Below are 16,791 nucleotides of genomic sequence, written 5' to 3'. Positions count from 1 at the left end.
CGACGGTGCCAAAGCTGGTGTAGAGAGAAACCAGTACGATTGCTTGTGTTAAGGAACTGCGCTGTGAACCCGCTTGACCAATTTGAAACCCAATTCAATGCGTCCTATGCGCAGCTTCGCAGTCTATTGCAGGTCACCAGCCAGCCCTTGCCCCCTGTTATTGACGATGCTTTGAGCCTGACTGTCAGTGAATACCTGGCCTCGCTAGACGCCTCGGAACAGGCGCTGCGGGACATTCCGGTGGCGACCTTGGTCAACCTGTTCTCTTTTATTTCCCAGCAGGTCGATGCGGAAGCCTTGGCGATTGTTCAGGCCTTGATTGATCAGGACTACGACACCGCGTTTGCCGCCATCAATGCGGGGCGGTCTTTCGTTGCGAATGCCACGCCGGATGTCACGATGGAGGCGTTTATCATTTCCATCAATCCCGACTACGATTTTGGCAACGGCACCGGCGGTGGAAAAACCGAGATTGAGCAATTGTTTGCCTCCTATCAGGATCGGCTGGATGCTTTTTTGTGGTCTGAGGATGAGGCGGGCTATACCTCTCCCACTTTCATTGTCGATGATGCGACAGGTGCATGGGCCTCGACCGACACTGGCAACGGCAGTGTCACCGGCGCCACCTTGGATGACCTTTTTGGCCAGCTTGGCGAGGCGGCGGCATTGGCGCTGCTGTCGGACCTCAATGAACAGGATGGCGTGATCGACGTATTGGTGTCTCAAGGAGCAGAACCCGAGGATTTTGATGCGGCCATCGCTGCCGTCAAGACCGCGGCGGCGCAAGCACTGCAAAGCCTGCAATCCTTTGGCGCACAGCTGACGGATCAAGGGGCTGCAAGCGTTGCGGGTTTTGAGGCACAGGCAAATGCGCAGTCTCAGGCGCTAGTCGCGGCTTTGGTCACCGCCCTGCCCGGCCTGGATGGCGCTTTGGACGATCTGATCATCGGGTCGCGCAACTCCAACCCAAGCTTTGTGGTCAGCCCGAATGGAGCCGCCGCCGGGTCAGGGTCCGGCGACTGGTTCTACTTGACCGGGGAAGGCGACACTTTCGATGGGGGCATCGGTGATGACATTATTTTTGGCTTTGGCGGTGCGGACCAACTGATTGGCAATGCAGGCAATGATAACTTGTTTGGCGGCAAGGGCGACGACACCCTCGATGGTGGTGATGGAACCGGCGATGTGGCGCATTTTGACGCCGGAATGGGCCGCTACACCCTACGGCTGGCACAGGATGGCACGATCTTTGCTGAAGACCGGATGGCGGACGGCCAGGGGACCGACAGCTTGACAGGCGTGGAAACCCTCGCGTTTTCGAGCGGCGTGAGCATTTTTGACGACGGCACCCTTGATCTGTCTATCATCGAGGGCATCACCGGCTTGAACGCCGATGAGATCAACACATTCGTCGAACTCTATATCGCCTATTTCAACCGCGCGCCGGACGCGCTTGGCCTGTACTTCTGGGGATCGGCCTTTGCCGATGGCACGACCCTTGAACAAGCCGCGACCTTTTTTCTTGACCAAGATGAAACGCGGGCAACCTATGCTCCGGACGCCAGCAACCTTGAGTTTGCCATGCAGGTCTATGCCAATGTGCTGGGCCGCACCGCCGATCAGGCTGGGCTCGACTTCTGGGTCGGCCAATTGGACAGCGGCGGGGTTGGCAGGGATGCGTTTATCCTTGAGGTGTTGCGCGGCGCCAAAGCCGAGCCGCCACAAGACGCCAGTCAGGAATTTGTGGATTTACAGTTGCAGGATCAAAGCTATCTCAGCACCAAGACAGACATTGGAACTTACTACGCCGTGATCAAAGGCCTGTCCGATGTGAATGATGCGGCCGCCGCTATGCAGCTTTTTGTGCGCGGCAACGACAGCAGTGTAGATGCCGCCGTTGCGGCTATTGATGCCGACTATGCCCAAGCAGTGACAGCCGACAGTGGCACATTGATTTTGCAGCTCGTCGGTGTTGTCGATGATCCGTTTCTCGCCTGATCCGGCCAATTGCCTATCGTAGGGCGACGATGATGCGGCAGGCGGAAAATGGCCAATCCATTCCGCTATTCGAACGCCAGATCCACCCTCCCAAAGGCACCAAAATCGGCAGCGATCCTTGTGCCGCTGGGGCATTCCACCGGGCGGATGAAACTGCCCGACAGGATGACCTGCCCCGGTTCGATGCTTTGCCCGTATTGCGCCATGCGGCGCGCCAGCCAGACGACGCTTTCGACCGGATCGTTCAAGACCCCCGCGCCAAGGCCGGTTTCTTCGACCTCGCCATTGCGACTGGTAATCGCGCCGACCCAGCGCAGATCGAAGGCATCCACCGCGTGACGCTCTGCCCCCAGCACCACGCCCGCATTGGCGGCATTGTCGCTGATCGTGTCAAAGATCTTGCGGCTTTGGCCGGTTTCAGGATCGGCGCGAATGATCCGTGTGTCCAGAATTTCAATCGACGGCGCGACGTAGTCGGTTGCGGCCAGAACAGCCTGCCGCGTCACATCCGCGCCGGCCAAGGGCGCCTTGAGGACAAAGGCAATCTCGGCCTCGATCCGAGGCTGGATAAAGCGGCCTTTGGGGATCATCGCGCCGGTTTCAAACATCATGTCGTCAAACAGGATACCACTGTCCGGGATGTCGATGTTCAACGCATTTTGCATTGCCTTGGACGTCAATCCGATTTTCCAGCCCGTGACCCTGCGCCCTTGATCCAGCTTGGCGTGGTAGATGGCGTTCTGGATTGCATAGGCATCATCCATCCCCATTTCGGGGTGGCGTTTGGTGAGCAGGCCAATCTGCTTGCCGGTCGCTTCGGCGTTCAAAAGATCGGCAGCGGCGATCTGGTGGTCTTGCGGGGTCATGTCGCTTCATCCTCGACGGTATTGCGCAGGGTGCCGATGCCGTTCACCTCCACCTCAACCACATCACCCGGTGAGAGGTACTGCGGCGGATCAAGCCGCGCGCCGGAGCCTGTGGGTGTGCCGGTGACGATAATATCGCCGGGCTGCAGGGTCATGAAGGTCGAGATATATTCGATCTCGCGGCGGATGGGGTGCATCATGCGGGACAACACATCATCCTGCCGGACCTCGCCATTCACGCGTGTAATAATCCGCGCATCGTCCAACTGCGATGCATCGCGGAAAGGCACAAGCCACGGGCCAATCGCCCCGGAGCGATCCCAGTTCTTGCCTTGCGTCACATTGAATTTCGCGTGACGCACCCAATCGCGGATTGTCCCTTCATTACACAAGGTCAGCGCGGCAATATGATCATAGGCATCCCTTTGGGCAATCCGGCGGCCCGCTTTGCCGATCACAATCGCAACCTCGCCCTCGTAGTCCAGCATGTGACTTTCGGGCGGGCGGATCAGCGGGCGATCATGGCCGGTAAAGCCACTGGCAAAACGCGGAAACAGCGACATGAATTTTGGCTGTTCGCTGCCGTCCTTGTATTCAGCATTGCGGTCGGGGAAGTTCACCCCAACGCAGAGAATGCGCGGCGCATCCGGCAGAACCATTTCATATTGGAATACCTGATGTTTCGGGCTTTGCCCCTGTGCGGCGTCCTCCAGATCCTTCAGCCCACCGGCCTTAACCACGTCCAAAAGGCTGGCCCATTGCGGAAAGGCATCGCCCAGCGGGATCATCCCCCCTTCAACCGCGGCGCCATAGTGCATCTCCCCATCGGCAGTGTATGTCGCAAACCTCATTGCATCTTCCCCCAGATGTCACGGATCACCGTTTCCGCCATCATCACATCTGCGCGGGTTGTGTCGAATTGTCCGACTTGAAAGCGGATGATCTTGCGCCCCTGAAAGCTGCCTTGCGTGACATAGATCCGGCCATCGTCATTCAGCGCGTCAACAAGGTGTTGCTGATCTTCATCCGACCCCGGACAGCGGAAAGAAAACAGGCTCAGGATCGGTTCCGTCACGATCTCGAACCCGTCCAGTTTTCGGATCGCCTCGCAGACCTCGCCCGCCCAAAGGATGTGATTGCGAATGCGGCTGCGCAGCCCGTCCAACCCGTAAGACCGGATCAAGAACCATATCTTGAGCGCCCGAAACCGGCGGCCGAGCGGGATGGTCCATTCGGAATAGTTGGTCACGCTTTCGCCCGTGGTCTTGAGATATTCAGGCTCGATCTTCAGCGTATTCAGTTGCGGTTGTGCGTCGCGCAAGAATTGCACTGAACAGTCAAACTGTGCGCCCAGCCATTTGTGCGGATTAAACACGATGCTATCAAAGCCATTCACATCGGCCCAGAACTCCGCCTGCAATTCGGGGCAAATCATCGCTGCACCGGCCCATGCTGCATCCAGATGGGTGTAAAGATCTTCGGTTCTGGCGATCTCCAGAATGGGGCCAAGGGTATCACAAGCGCCGATGCCGGTGCCACCGGTGATCGCGATTATGCCAGCAGGGGTATGGCCCGCGGCGCGGTCCGCGGTGATGGCCGCTTGCAAGGCGGCGGCATCCATTCCGTGGCGCGGGCCGGTGGCCGGGATCTTGACCAGATTGGCCTGCCCGATGCCCGACACCCAACAGGCGCGATCAATCGAGGAATGTACCTGATCAGAGCAATATATCCGCAGGTGCCCCTTGCCCGCGATGCCATCACGGTTGCCGGTGTATCCCGTGGCCCGTTCCCGCATCGTCAGCACCGCCGAAAGCGTTGCCGAAGACGCGCTGTCTTGGATCACACCGGTAAAACCTTCGGACAACCCAAGCGCCTGACGCAGCCATTGCACCATGACGGTTTCAACCTCGGTCGCGGCGGGGGAGGTCTGCCAAAGCATACATTGCGAGGCGATGGTGGTGACCAGCATTTCCGCCAGCATCGAGGGCGGCGCGGCATTGGCAGGGAAATAGGCGAAAAAACGTGGGTGCTGCCAATGGGTGATCCCCGGCATGACGATCTGCTCAAAATCCGCCATGATACGGTCCATGGCTTCGGCGCCATCCGGCGGCGCTTGTGGTAATTGCGCGGCGGTCTCGCCAAAAGCGGTTTGCGCCCGCACGGGGCGGTCCCGCAGGGTTTTGTGATAGTCTGCTGACCAGTCAGAAATATGCTTGCCCCAATGGGCGAATTCATCCCAATCCATGGGGAGCCTCCGGTGTTTTAGCCATTGCTGACTTTAGGTTGGCCGCAGGTCAATGCCGGGCGGCTGTGGCACACTCAGGGTGCGATGATCGGGCTGGCCCCAATATCGGACTCCTTGGTGTCCACACCCACAAAACTGCTGCCATGCTTAAACCAGCTTTCGGGCGCTGCCGCCCCCCAAAGGGTTTGGCGCTGCGGGTCTTGCAGATCCCATTTGATCGGCTCCAGATCCGGATCAACGGTCTGATAATCCGAGCAATAGATCTCGATCCGGTGGCCGTCAGGGTCCAGCACATAAAGGAAAAAGGCGTTTGAAATGCCATGCCGCCCCGGTCCGCGTTCGATGTTGTCCACATATCCGGTGGTGGCCATCAGATCGAGCAGGTCGATGATATTCATCGGGGTCGGCACCCAGAATGCCACATGATGCATGCGCGGCCCCGTGCCATTGGTAAACGCCATGTCATGCACACCGCCCTTGCGGTGCATCCATGCCGCCCAAAGCCGCTTGCTGTCTTCGTCTTCGGTGTATTCCGTCACGCGAAAACCAAAGTCACTATAGAAGGCAACAGAGGCATCTACGTCATGAGAAAAGCAATTGAAATGGTCGATCCGCAAGGGTTTGACCCCGCGATAGAGCGCATATTTCTGATGGATCGGCGCAAGGCGGTCCATCTTGTGATAGAACTCAAGCGGTATGCCCATGTTGTCCGAGGTCAGCAAAGTGCGTCCCTGATAGGGCCGTTCCACCCATGATGTCGGGCGACCCTTGGCGTTGAAATAGGCTTCGGCCTTGTCCAGATCATCCTCGTCAAAGGTCTTGAAACCCATCACCTCAACCGTGCCGGGTTGGTCGGATTTTTGCAGGATGATGCAGTGGTGCCCCCGTTCCTCCATCGCACGCAGGTAAATATGGCTGGCATCCTCATCGGTGACCTGAAGGCCAAGCGTATCGGTGTAGAACGCCTTGGATGCCGCGAGGTCTTTAACGTTCAAACAGAGATGAGACAGCCGGATCGTGTTGAAATCAGGGTAAAGGTTCGGGGCAGGTACAGGCATGGTCTGATCTCCTTACAACGCGCCAAGGCGGGTGATTTTATGCGCTCCGGTGGCGAAACCAATGTGTTTTTGCTCCATGTAGAAATCAAAGGACCAATCGCCGCCGTCCCGGCCAATACCGCTGGCCTTGACCCCGCCAAAGGGTGTGGGCAAGTGGCGGACATTCTCCGAATTCACCCAGATCATTCCCGCCTCCAGCGCGTCGGTAAAACGCAGGGCCCGCGTCAGGTCATTCGTCCAAAGGTAGCCGGTCAGCCCATAGGCCGTGTCGTTGGCAAGGCGCAAAGCGTCTTCCTCGGTCTCAAAAGGGATGGAGGTCAAGACCGGGCCAAAAATCTCTTCCTGGGCGATGCGCATGTCGTTTCGCGCGTTGGTAAAGAGGGTCGGCTTGACAAAATACCCTTCGTCCCCGAGGGCCGCGCCTCCTGCCGCCGTTGTCGCGCCATCTTGGGCGGCAATGTCGAAATAGCTGGTGACTTTTTCAAAGTGTTCGCGACTGATCAGCGGGCCGATTTCCGTTTTGGGATCAAGGGGGTGTCCCACCTTGATGTTGTTCACCCGTTCAACCAGCTTGGCCTCGAATTCAGTGCGAATGCTGTCCTGGACCAACAGCCGCGAAGATGAGGTGCACCGCTCGCCGTTGATCGAATAGATCATAAAGATCACCGCATCCAAAGCGCGTTCCAGATCCGCATCTTCAAAGACAATCACCGGGTTCTTGCCGCCCAGCTCAAGGTGGTTGCGTTTAAGGGTCTCTGCCCCCTGCCTGATGATCATCGATCCGGTGCGGCTTTCTCCGACAAAGGCGATGGCCTTGATATCGGGATGTTCACACAGCGCCTTGCCAGCGGTTTCGCCAAAACCGTTGACGGTGTTCAACACCCCCAGTGGCAGGCCCGCATCTTCGGCGATCTCGACCAGCAAACGCGCAGTCAGAGGGGAGGCCTCGGCAGGTTTGTGAACCACTGTGCATCCTGCGGCCAGCGCCGGCGCGATCTTCCAGGTGGACAACATGAAGGGCGTGTTCCAAGGGGTGATCACGCCAACAGGGCCAATGGGTTTGCGCGTTGTGACATTCATCAAGGTCGGCGATTGCAGCAACTGACCGTCCCGCGCCTGCACCACCTGATCAGCGAAATAACGGAAATTTTCCGCACCGCGCAGCGCGGCTTTGGACATGAACTTGAACGCCTGCCCGGTGTCCCAGCATTCGCATAAGGCAATCTCTTCGGCGCGGGCTTCGATCCCCTCGGCCACGCGGATCAGGATGCGCTTACGCTCGAGCGCGGGCATATCACGCCATGCCGGAAAGGCTTCAGCGGCGGCTTTGGCGGCGCGGTCAATGTCCTCGGCGCTGCCCTCTGCCACATCGCATATCACGGATTTATCGACCGGCGACAGGGTTTGGAACACACCCGCGCTGCCGATGCTGTCTTGTCCCGCAATCCGGTTGGCGATCCCGTTCTCTCGGAACCGCTGCAAATATCCGTCCAACTTCGCGATATTGTCTTCAAGCACGCTCATGCATTGTCCTCCAGATGGTCGCGGATGTTGCCGAATTTTGGGGATAGATCACCGTCAATATCGCGAATTTCCGCAGAAAGCGCGATGGAATGGCTGGCCATGGCCGGCGCTGCAAAATCCTTGAGCGCCGCAAAGATCGTTTCAATCGCATCGCGCTTTACCGCGTCACTGCGCCCTTCGCGGAGGCGCACCGACAGATCAATGTAGCCGTGTCTGGCATCCCCATCCGCCATCGCCACATGGTCCGCCTGCAGGGCACGCACACGGATACCGGCCATGGGAAAGGTCTCAATCCCTGCAGCCGTTGCGCGGATCACCTCGCACAGCTGCGCGATGTCCAGAACCTCTTCGAGGTTGGCGGAATAGTCGATGTGGAAGTGCGGCACATAATTTCCTTAACATGTTAACAATTATGAAGTTAATAAATTCGCCGTTGTTTTGTCAAGCCCAGCTGCTGATCGTTTGTTCTCCTCTTGCAGCAAAGAACGCTTGCCAGCACAAGCACCCTTGGCATCGCGTCCCAAACCATTGATATTTCCCGGCATGGTCGCAAGCCATGCAGGGAATTTAATCCCAAGCCAAATCAATGTGAGTGCCCGATGACCAACCCGCTGCCTTCGACGTCCCGCTCCCTGCCCATTGCGTTGATCCGCGCCCGCGAGGGGGTCATGGCACCAATCCGCGAAATGCTGGCAGAGACCGGGATCACCGAACAGCAATGGCGGGTCTTGCGGGTGCTGGCCGAGCACGGATCGCTTGACACATCCACTTTGGCAGATCGGGCCAGCCTGCTGTTTCCCAGTCTCACCCGCATCGCCACAACGCTGCGCAACAAGGGGCTGATCACACAGACCCGCGACGAGGTCGACCGGCGGCGGCAATTGATCGCAATCACCGAAGCGGGGCAAAAAATCATTGACGACCGCGCCGATCAGGCCGCGCAGATCGTGGCGAATTTCAAGGCCACATTGGGCAGTGACAACTATGAAACCCTGCTGGACCTACTGGCGCAGCTTGATCCGGGATCTTCAAACTAGCCCTTTGGCCCGCCAACTGTCCAGGATCTCCAACGCCTTGTCCGCAAATGCCGCGTCATTGATGTGGCAATCAAGGCGATGCGCTTTGGCCTGTGACGGCAGGCCGCTTTCCAGCGCCGACAGAAACGCGGCCAAACCCGGCGCGTCATGCAGATCTGCGCCTTCGCGATCCCATTCACCCAAGCCAAGCTCTGGCAGCAGAACCTCAACCGGAGCTTTGGCCGAAGCCAATTGAGTACAATGGGCTTGCGCCACCGCAATCCGCTCTGCCTCATTCAAGACCACAGAGGTCAAAAGCCGGTTGTGTTCGTGACTGGGGTGATCGGACCATTTGTCCGGCAGGGGTTGCCAGCCGACAATATCCACAAGATCGTAACAGCCCGGCGCAACGATCTGCGGAGTGCCGTTTAAGCCCGCGTTGGTCAGCCGGTCCGCCCCCGCCGAGATGTTTGAGCCGTGAATATGGTTGCCCAGTTCCTGCGTGCAAAAGTCAAAGACACAGACAAACGCCCCCTGCCCTGCAAGGCTTTCAAAAGCACGTCCTCCCATCCCCGTGGCGTGGAACACGGCCACCTCATATCCGCGTTCTTCCAAAGCAGGCTTGAGCGGGATCACATACTTGAGCGCCGAGGTGCCAAGCGAGGTCATGCCGATCATCGGCTTGTCCGGATCAGGCATTTGCACCGCCCGCGTCGCGCCCAGCACCGCACCTGCCGCCTGACTGAGCGAGGCTTTGCAAACCGAATTGAGGCCATACAGCCCGCCAGCCCAAAGGATCATCTGCGTGTCTGCCGCCAACCGTTCTGCCGGGATCAGCGGCGAGAAAGACACGGTAGAGACAATGTATTTCGGCACACCAAGCGGCAAGGCCGTACACACATCCAGCGCCAGATCCGTACCCATCGTGCCGCCAAGCACGATCATCCCGTCAAAGGTCCGCTGCGCATAAAGCCGCGTTACCAGCATGGACGCACCTGCGGCCATGATCTGCATGGCATGGTTTTCATCGCCCGATGCAATCGCCTCTGCGATGGTGCTGCCGCCCTCTTGGGCGACGTCGTGTTTGGAGTAATCGCAAGGCTTTGAGGGATCGCCCAAAACGGAGACATCCATCGTCAGAACGCGCCCGCCCTGCGCTCGGATCACGTCCGCCAGAAATCCCAGTTCATCGTCTTTGGTGTCATAAGTGCCGATCACCAGAATGGTTTTCTCTGTCATATGCACCCCCTTCAGAGTTTGATCCAAGCGGTCTTCAGATTGATGTATTTCTCAATCGCATGGAGTGATTTGTCCGACCCATTACCGGATTGCCCCACACCGCCCAGCGGCACAGTGCCATCAGCACCGCCATAGGTGTTCACATGCATCACCCCGGTGCGTACAGCACGGACCATGCGGTGGGCGCGGCTGAGATTTGAAGTCCAGACCGCACCCGCCAACCCGTAGACCGTGCCATTGGCCATCCGCAACGCGGCGTCCTCACCTTCGAACGGGGTGACCGCCAAGACCGGTCCGAACACCTCCTCTTGCGCCAGCGTCGCATCGGGCGCCACGCCTGTCACAATGGCGGGGTCCATGAAATAGCCGCCGGTCTCTTGCAGGATGCGACCGCCACCCCTGACAATGTCGCCGCCTTCCTGCTCCGCCTTGCGCAGAAAATCCAGATTTTGTTGCAACTGCCGCTCCGAATTCACCGCGCCGATGTTGGTGGACAGATCAAGTGGGTCACCAACCTTCATTGCCCCTGTGGCCCGGGCAACGGCGGCGACAAAATCATCGTGGATGGATGACTCGACCAAAAGACGCGATCCCGCGACACAGACCTGACCGGCGTTTCGAAAGATACCGGCAGCAGCAACTTTAGCCGCCTCATCCAGATTTGGGGCATCGGCAAAGATGATGTTGGGAGATTTGCCGCCCAGCTCAAGATAGACCCGCTTCATATTGGACCTTGCTGCATATTCCATCAGGCGGCGTCCCGTTGCGCCCGATCCTGTGAACACCAGGGCATCCACATCCATCGACAGGCCCAGTGCCTCGCCCACCACCGCGCCCGCACCCGTGACCGCGTTCAGAACACCGGGCGGCAATCCGGCCTCAAGCGCCAGATCGGCCATCCGCATCAGCGATAGCGATGCGGTCTCGGAGGGCTTCAGAACCACCGAATTGCCCATCGCCAGCGCCGGCCCCAACTTCCAAGCGCCAATCATCATCGGAAAGTTCCACGGAATGATCGCGCCGACCACGCCCACCGGTTCTTTGTGGATCAGGCCCAGAACATCGGATGATGTCGTCGCAATCTCACCATAGATCTTGTCGAGCGCCTCGGCGTAATAGCGGATCGTGGCGGCGGCTGATCCCGGCTCGGCTTTTCGGGCCATGCTGATCTCGGTGCCATTGTCGCGCACGCCCAGCACGGCGAGTTCAAGCGCATGGGCGTCGATCAGATCGGCCCATTTCATCAGGACTTTCTTGCGGGCTGCGGGCGCTTGTCCGGCCCAGTGGCCATCCTCAAATGCCGCACGGGCCGATGCGATGGCCGCGTTCATGTCTGCCGCGGTGCCATTGGCGACCTGCGTCAACACCTGCCCATTGAGCGGCGACAGAACATCCATCAGCCCGCCATCCGAGGCTGGCACGTGCTTGCCTTCGATCAAGTGGTGGAACACCGGAACGGGCTGATCCCGCAATGCATTGATGCTGTTTTGATCCATGGGCCTACCGTGTTTGACTGTCGTGCATGTCGTGGTCCTCTTCGGGCTGATGGGCGCGAAACTCTTTGACCAGCGTGCGGATGTGCAATGCGATCACCAATACGATGATCACGAAGAGGATAAAGGAAATGGGCCGGTCGATCATATCCAGCGGCGTCTTGAGGCGCGGCAGGGCCGAGCGCAGCTTGACCTCCATGATGCCGCCCAGAACCATTCCCAGAATGATCGGGACAATTGGCAGGTTCAGCCGCTTCAGGATCAGGCCAAGCACGCCAAACCCCGCCGAAATCATACAATCGGTCAGCGAATTGCGCAGTGAATAGACCCCCACAAAGGACAGGATCAGGATCACCACCCCCAAAAACCGGGTTGGCACGCGAATGATCTTGGTGAGCAGATTGGTCGAGAACAGCAAGAACACCATCACGATCACATTGAGCAGGATCAGCGCGAAATAGAGCCCGTAAACCAGATCAATCTGGTTCTGGAAAAGTTGCGGTCCGGGGATGACATTGTGAATATAGAACACCGATAGCATCATCGCGGTCAGCGCCTCACCAGGGATGCCCAGCGCCAGAAGCGGGATCATCGCGGCGGCGGGCACGGCGTTGTTGGCCGCCTCTGACGCAATCAATCCTTCGGGGGATCCTTTGCCAAAACCATCGGGCTTGGCAGAGGTTTTTTGCGCGTATGTGTAGCTCATGAATTGGGCGGTAAACTCACCCGTTCCGGGGATCATTCCCAAAAGCACCCCAAAGCTGGAGGAGACCGTCGCGACCCGTTTGTGTTTCAACAACTCCTTGAATCCAGCAGTCAGTTTACCTGTCACCGGTTTTGCATCCGGGCTGCTGTCTGGTGCCGTCAGAAGGAAAAACGCCTGGCTCAGGGCAAAGAGACCCAGAACCACAACGATCAGATTGATACCCGAACTGAGGAATGAAAAGCCAAATGTGTAGCGCTGGGTATAGGTCACAGCGTCCAAACCCACGGTCTGTAAGAAGATGCCGAACATGGCCAGAAAACCGGCGGCAAAGATCTGTCCGCGATGGGCCAGGATCACCAGCAAAACACCCAGAAAGGCCGCGAGAAATATCTCGCGCGAGCCGAACATCGGGGCGATCATGGCAAGCACTGGAGACAGCAGGATCAAACACCCTATGCCAAAAATACCCCCCCAGAACGAGGCGCTATAGGCCAATGACAGGGCGCGGTGGCCCTCGCCCGCCTGCGTCATTGGATAGCCATCATAAGAGGTCAGCGCATTCACCGCCGTGCCTGGCGTGTTGATTAAAATCGCCGGGATTGCGCCGCCGTACATCGACGAACCGTAGATACCCAGCAGCATGGTCAGCCCGACAATCGGATCAAGTGAGAAGGTCGCGGGCAGCAGGATGGCGATGGCCACTGCGGGGCCAACACCGGGGATCGCGCCGATGATCACCCCCCCGATCGAGCCAACCAACAGCGCGACCAACACATCCCATCGGGCCAGCATTTCAGCCCCGGCAAGCAGGTTTTCCATGACGTGATCCGATCAGAAATAGGTCAACATAAACGGGCGCAGCCCATCGGGCAGCATCTCGTAGATTTTTCCGGCAGGCAGGTTCACCCGCAGCAGGGTTTTGAACAGCAAAACGGTGATCAGCGCACTGACACCTGCCGCAACCAACATACGGGCGCTGCGGTATCCAACACGCACAGTCAGTAGCAGCGCAAAAACCAGCGTTGTTGGCAGGTAGCCGCCCAATGGAACAAGCGCGGCATAGGCAATAAACCATCCCGCATATTCCAGCGCAGCAAACCACGTCCAAACTTCGCGCCAACGCCCCTCGATCCGGTCCGACAGCGCCGAGCCCAGCAAGTGAAACGTCGCGAACCCGGCCATCCCGATCAGTGACACCGCTGGCCAGAACCGCGGTTGGGCAAACAGCTTGCCGCGCGGTTTGTAGGCCGTTTGGTCAAACAGCTGTGACAACAGAAAGACCGAGACAATCAACATCACCCAAGCAAAAACGATATCGCCGGGACGGCGGTATCGCTTGAACAAGGATTGCAGCGTTTTGACGCGCGACATGGATCACTCCCAATGACCAGCCAAACCGCCGGGCAAAAGATGTCGCCCGGCGGAATGCAGTTTGGTTATTCGGACAGCATACCTTCGATGCGGCCCATGGTCTCAATGTCTTTTTCGATCTGCGCGGCAACCTCATCCGCAGACTGCCAATAGACCAGCGCACCGGTTTCCGCCGCCAGCTTTTTCGCTCTGTCCGACATCATGGTTTTTTGCGCCACAGCGATGATCTTGTCGCGTGCGTCCTGCGGCGTATCGGCATGCACAAACAGACCGTTCCACAGGGCCACGTCCAGATCCGGCGCAAGCTCTGCCACTGTCGGGGCATCCGGTGTCAACGCGATCCGCTCTGATCCGATGGAGGCCAGCACTTTGACATCATCCAGACAGGGCAGGATCAGTTGCAACGTGGTGTTGATCACGTCCACATCGCCAGAGGCCAGCGTGTTGCAATCCAGCGCATCAAATGCGGCGTCCGAAGCATAGGAAAAGCCCATGGATTTGGCCAAGCCCAATGTGACCTGCGTTGGCACCAGTGGCGCACCGAAGTGGCCAAGCACCACGTCATTGTCTGCAGCATGGGCGGCCAAGCCCGCCATATCGTCATAGGGGGCATTGCCGCCCGCCGCGATCACAAACGGATAGGTCAGAAAATTGCCCAGCGGCACAAAGGGATCGGGGTTCAGTTCGGGAATGCCGATCTGCGGGCCAACCACTGGGATCGCGATAATGAAAGATCCAATGGTGTAGCCATCAGCGGGCGCATTGGCCACTTCGATTGCACCGGGGAAAGGGCCGCCGCCGCCGCCGGGTTTGTTTACCACGGCTGTGGGCACGCCGTAGGCCTCGGAAAAGTCCTCAGCAATCATGCGCGTCAAGACGTCCTCAAGATCGCCCGGAGGCCAAGGGACAACAAATTCTACCGGCTTTTCGGGGTATTCGGCCTGTGCAGCTCCGGCAACGGCAGTCATGGCCAAGGCCAAAGCCGTCACGGACATTGAAAATCTATTCATTGGTTTCTCCCTGATATGGTTCATATAGTGAACCGACGTTTCATAAAAAGGTTGCCTTGTTAACCTCCCTCTGTCAAACTTTTTCTCAAGACAGCAACAAAGCGAGAGTCTCATGTCGTCCATTTCGAAAACGCTGGAGCTTTTGGCGTATTTCACATCAGCCCAACCCGAGATCGGGTTGTCGCAGCTGTGCCGGCAGGCTGGGCGTGACAAAGCGACGACCTACAGGCACCTGCAAGCTCTTGAAGACGCAGGATTTGTGGAACAGAACCCGGTGACCAAACATTACCGGCTTGGGCCCGCGTTGCTACAGTTGGCGCAAATCCGTGAAGAGACGGTGCCGCGCAAAGCCGGGGCCGAAACCGTGCTGGATGGCCTGGTCGACACAACGGGCGAGACCGCTCATGTTTCCGTGCTTTCGGGCACCACAGTCTATCCACTGGTGTCCCGGGAATCGCATCATCACAGCACCCGCGCGATCATCGATGTGCAGTCTTTCCCGCTCCATGCCACGGCATCCGGGCTTTGTGCTCTGGCCTTTGGCCCATCTGAGCTTTGGCCCGCAGCGGTTGCGAAGTTGCAGACATTTACCGATCGCACCATCGCATCAAAAGAGGCGTTGCAGCAAACGGTCGCGGCGGTCCGGCAAAGTGGCTTTGGCCGCTCCGACCGTTGCTACGAGGACGACATTCAGGGGGTCTCGGCCCCGGTATTTGATCAATCCGGCCGCTTTGCCGGTGCGGTCTCCGTGGCCTGCGTTGCCTCCCGTTTCACGCCAGAACTAGAGGCCAAGGTCAAGAAACAGCTGATCAACGCCAGCCGCGACATCACCCGAAACTGGGGCGGTGCCGTCCCTGCCGAAATCGAGGCCGCATGGGCCGGTTCACTGTCACGTTCGAACGTATTGGAAAACACATCATGAAAGACTCCAACTTCCTCAAAGAGAACAACGGGCGGCTGATGTGGCATCCGATGACCTCGCCGCAGGACAGCGCCGAGAACCCGCCCAAGATCATCACCGGTGCCAGCGGCGTGAGCGTTACGGATATTGACGGGCATAGTGTGGTGGACGGTGTTGGCGGGCTGTGGAACGTCAATCTGGGCTATTCCTGCCAACCGGTCAAAGACGCGATGACCGCACAGCTGGACACCCTGCCCTATTATTCCACGTTCCGCGGCACGTCCAACGATGTGGCGATTGAGCTGTCTTTTGAACTGTCGGAATTCTTTGAGCCTGACGGGATGGCACGAGCGTTCTTTACCTCTGGCGGATCGGATTCGGTTGAAACCGCGCTGCGTCTTGCCCGCCAGTATCACAAGCTACGTGGAGAGGCGGGACGCACCAAGTTCTTGAGCCTCAAGAAAGGCTATCACGGCACCCATATCGGCGGTGCATCTGTCAACGGCAATGCCAATTTCCGCACCGCTTACGAGCCACTTTTGCCCGGCTGTTTCCACATTCCGGCGCCCTACACCTACCGGAACCCGTTTAATGAAAGTGATCCCGAAAGGCTGGCCCAGCTTTGTGTGCAGGCCTTGGAGGACGAGATCGCCTTTCAAGGCGCGGGCACCATCGCCGCGATGATCATGGAACCGATTCTGGGCGCAGGCGGGGTGATACCGCCGCACAAATCCTTTGCGCCAATGGTTCAGGAGATCTGCAATCGCCACGGCATCTTGCTGATCACCGATGAGGTGATCACCGCCTATGGCCGAACCGGCGCATGGTCCGGTGCGCGGCTTTGGGGCATTCAGCCGGATATGATGTGTACCGCCAAGGCGATCACCAACGGATATTTCCCCTTTGGCGCGGTGATGATCGGCCACCGCATGGTTGATGTGTTCGAGGGCAACCCGTCTGCCAAAATCGGCCATGGCTACACCTATTCGGGCCATCCTGTCGGTGCGGCGGCGGCGCTGGCCTGTCTGGCAGAGACCAAGCGCTTGAACGTGGTGGACAATGCTGCCGCGCGGGGCGCGCAGCTTTTCAACGGGTGCAAAGCCCTTATGGAGAAATATGATATCATCGGCGATGTGCGCGGCGGGCATGGGTTGATGACCGCAATTGAGATGGTCAGTGACCTCGCGACCAAGACTCCGATTGACGGGGCCTCCGCGCTGGCGGTGCAGGAAGGTGCCTATCAGAACGGTGCAATGGTGCGGGTGTCCGGCCCCAATCTGATCCTGTCGCCGCCATTGGTCCTGAGCGAAGCGGAGGCAGATACGATCCTGTCAGCCTTGGATGCGGGCCTCGCCTGCGTCTGA

The 16,791-nt window shown here is 58.5% G+C and carries 15 protein-coding genes; 4 read left to right on the top strand and 11 right to left on the bottom strand.

The genetic code is table 11. The features are described from left to right. Positions 1 to 63: 63 nt before the first annotated feature. On the top strand, positions 64 to 1,998 hold the full coding sequence (locus JNX03_RS18475; RefSeq protein ID WP_203210452.1) for a DUF4214 domain-containing protein: 1,935 nt from the start codon (positions 64 to 66) through the stop codon (positions 1,996 to 1,998). Between the two features lie 65 nt (positions 1,999 to 2,063). On the opposite strand, the gene hpaH is transcribed toward JNX03_RS18475, so the two are convergent. The 6 genes from hpaH to JNX03_RS18445 form a co-directional block, all read right to left on the bottom strand. Then, a complete protein-coding gene (hpaH, locus tag JNX03_RS18470; protein WP_203210451.1) occupies positions 2,064 to 2,864 on the bottom strand; it encodes a 2-oxo-hept-4-ene-1,7-dioate hydratase in 801 nt (266 codons plus the stop codon). Beyond that, on the bottom strand, positions 2,861 to 3,715 hold the full coding sequence (locus JNX03_RS18465) for a fumarylacetoacetate hydrolase family protein (RefSeq protein WP_203210450.1): 855 nt from the start codon (positions 3,713 to 3,715) through the stop codon (positions 2,861 to 2,863). Before JNX03_RS18465 ends, hpaH begins: the two co-directional genes overlap by 4 nt. Next, positions 3,712 to 5,109: a pyridoxal phosphate-dependent decarboxylase family protein gene (locus tag JNX03_RS18460; RefSeq protein WP_203210449.1), complete on the bottom strand. Its 1,398-nt coding sequence runs from the start codon at positions 5,107 to 5,109 to the stop codon at positions 3,712 to 3,714. Before JNX03_RS18460 ends, JNX03_RS18465 begins: the two co-directional genes overlap by 4 nt. 74 nt (positions 5,110 to 5,183) lie before the next feature. Beyond that, positions 5,184 to 6,167, bottom strand: a complete 984-nt coding sequence (hpaD, locus tag JNX03_RS18455; RefSeq protein WP_203210448.1) for a 3,4-dihydroxyphenylacetate 2,3-dioxygenase — start codon at positions 6,165 to 6,167, stop codon at positions 5,184 to 5,186. 12 nt (positions 6,168 to 6,179) lie between these two features. Further along, the gene (gene hpaE / locus JNX03_RS18450; RefSeq protein WP_203210447.1) at positions 6,180 to 7,691 is read right to left on the bottom strand and encodes a 5-carboxymethyl-2-hydroxymuconate semialdehyde dehydrogenase; all 1,512 of its coding nucleotides are present in this window, start codon (positions 7,689 to 7,691) and stop codon (positions 6,180 to 6,182) included. Next, a complete protein-coding gene (locus JNX03_RS18445; protein ID WP_203210446.1) occupies positions 7,688 to 8,077 on the bottom strand; it encodes a 5-carboxymethyl-2-hydroxymuconate isomerase in 390 nt (129 codons plus the stop codon). The genes hpaE and JNX03_RS18445 overlap by 4 nt, the downstream gene beginning before the upstream one ends. A 213-nt stretch (positions 8,078 to 8,290) precedes the next feature. Between JNX03_RS18445 and hpaR the strand changes: the two genes are divergently transcribed. Next, positions 8,291 to 8,728 carry a homoprotocatechuate degradation operon regulator HpaR gene (gene hpaR / locus JNX03_RS18440; RefSeq protein WP_203210445.1) on the top strand — a complete coding sequence of 146 codons (438 nt, stop codon included), beginning with the start codon at positions 8,291 to 8,293 and terminating at the stop codon, positions 8,726 to 8,728. Here the strand turns inward: hpaR and JNX03_RS18435 are convergent. The 5 genes from JNX03_RS18435 to JNX03_RS18415 form a co-directional block, all read right to left on the bottom strand. Then, complete coding sequence (locus tag JNX03_RS18435; RefSeq protein WP_203210444.1) at positions 8,720 to 9,946, bottom strand: Tm-1-like ATP-binding domain-containing protein; 1,227 nt, start codon at positions 9,944 to 9,946, stop codon at positions 8,720 to 8,722. The genes hpaR and JNX03_RS18435 overlap by 9 nt on opposite strands. Before the next feature lie 11 nt (positions 9,947 to 9,957). Then, positions 9,958 to 11,442 (bottom strand): aldehyde dehydrogenase, encoded by a 1,485-nt coding sequence (locus tag JNX03_RS18430; protein WP_203210443.1) that lies wholly within the window; start codon positions 11,440 to 11,442, stop codon positions 9,958 to 9,960. A 4-nt stretch (positions 11,443 to 11,446) separates the two neighbouring features. Continuing rightward, positions 11,447 to 12,964 carry a tripartite tricarboxylate transporter permease gene (locus tag JNX03_RS18425; protein WP_203210442.1) on the bottom strand — a complete coding sequence of 506 codons (1,518 nt, stop codon included), beginning with the start codon at positions 12,962 to 12,964 and terminating at the stop codon, positions 11,447 to 11,449. A gap of 12 nt (positions 12,965 to 12,976) precedes the next feature. Next, positions 12,977 to 13,516, bottom strand: a complete 540-nt coding sequence (locus JNX03_RS18420; RefSeq protein ID WP_203210441.1) for a tripartite tricarboxylate transporter TctB family protein — start codon at positions 13,514 to 13,516, stop codon at positions 12,977 to 12,979. Between the two features lie 65 nt (positions 13,517 to 13,581). Further along, positions 13,582 to 14,526 (bottom strand): tripartite tricarboxylate transporter substrate binding protein, encoded by a 945-nt coding sequence (locus JNX03_RS18415; protein ID WP_203210440.1) that lies wholly within the window; start codon positions 14,524 to 14,526, stop codon positions 13,582 to 13,584. A 112-nt stretch (positions 14,527 to 14,638) separates the two neighbouring features. Here JNX03_RS18415 and JNX03_RS18410 point away from each other — a divergent pair, with 112 nt between their 5' ends. Together JNX03_RS18410 and JNX03_RS18405 are read left to right on the top strand one after the other, a co-directional pair. After that, the gene (locus JNX03_RS18410; RefSeq protein ID WP_203210439.1) at positions 14,639 to 15,448 is read left to right on the top strand and encodes an IclR family transcriptional regulator; all 810 of its coding nucleotides are present in this window, start codon (positions 14,639 to 14,641) and stop codon (positions 15,446 to 15,448) included. Further along, positions 15,445 to 16,791 carry an aspartate aminotransferase family protein gene (locus tag JNX03_RS18405; RefSeq protein ID WP_203210438.1) on the top strand — a complete coding sequence of 449 codons (1,347 nt, stop codon included), beginning with the start codon at positions 15,445 to 15,447 and terminating at the stop codon, positions 16,789 to 16,791. Before JNX03_RS18410 ends, JNX03_RS18405 begins: the two co-directional genes overlap by 4 nt.

It is taken from the genome of Sulfitobacter mediterraneus, assembly GCF_016801775.1.
Lineage (GTDB): Bacteria > Pseudomonadota > Alphaproteobacteria > Rhodobacterales > Rhodobacteraceae > Sulfitobacter > Sulfitobacter mediterraneus_A.
This window is presented reverse-complemented; position numbering and strand designations above follow the sequence as displayed.

Bases quoted from the DNA above. Each gene is read 5' to 3' on its own strand.
- JNX03_RS18425 (WP_203210442.1), bottom strand. From the start codon at position 12,964: ATGGAAAACCTGCTTGCCGGGGCTGAAATGCTGGCCCGATGGGATGTG.
- hpaD (WP_203210448.1), bottom strand. From the start codon at position 6,167: ATGCCTGTACCTGCCCCGAACCTTTACCCTGATTTCAACACGATCCGG.
- JNX03_RS18435 (WP_203210444.1), bottom strand. From the start codon at position 9,946: ATGACAGAGAAAACCATTCTGGTGATCGGCACTTATGACACCAAAGAC.
- JNX03_RS18460 (WP_203210449.1), bottom strand. From the start codon at position 5,109: ATGGATTGGGATGAATTCGCCCATTGGGGCAAGCATATTTCTGACTGG.
- JNX03_RS18430 (WP_203210443.1), bottom strand. From the start codon at position 11,442: ATGGATCAAAACAGCATCAATGCATTGCGGGATCAGCCCGTTCCGGTG.
- JNX03_RS18410 (WP_203210439.1), top strand. From the start codon at position 14,639: ATGTCGTCCATTTCGAAAACGCTGGAGCTTTTGGCGTATTTCACATCA.
- JNX03_RS18405 (WP_203210438.1), top strand. From the start codon at position 15,445: ATGAAAGACTCCAACTTCCTCAAAGAGAACAACGGGCGGCTGATGTGG.
- JNX03_RS18465 (WP_203210450.1), bottom strand. From the start codon at position 3,715: ATGAGGTTTGCGACATACACTGCCGATGGGGAGATGCACTATGGCGCC.
- JNX03_RS18415 (WP_203210440.1), bottom strand. From the start codon at position 14,526: ATGAATAGATTTTCAATGTCCGTGACGGCTTTGGCCTTGGCCATGACT.
- JNX03_RS18420 (WP_203210441.1), bottom strand. From the start codon at position 13,516: ATGTCGCGCGTCAAAACGCTGCAATCCTTGTTCAAGCGATACCGCCGT.
- hpaE (WP_203210447.1), bottom strand. From the start codon at position 7,691: ATGAGCGTGCTTGAAGACAATATCGCGAAGTTGGACGGATATTTGCAG.
- hpaR (WP_203210445.1), top strand. From the start codon at position 8,291: ATGACCAACCCGCTGCCTTCGACGTCCCGCTCCCTGCCCATTGCGTTG.
- hpaH (WP_203210451.1), bottom strand. From the start codon at position 2,864: ATGACCCCGCAAGACCACCAGATCGCCGCTGCCGATCTTTTGAACGCC.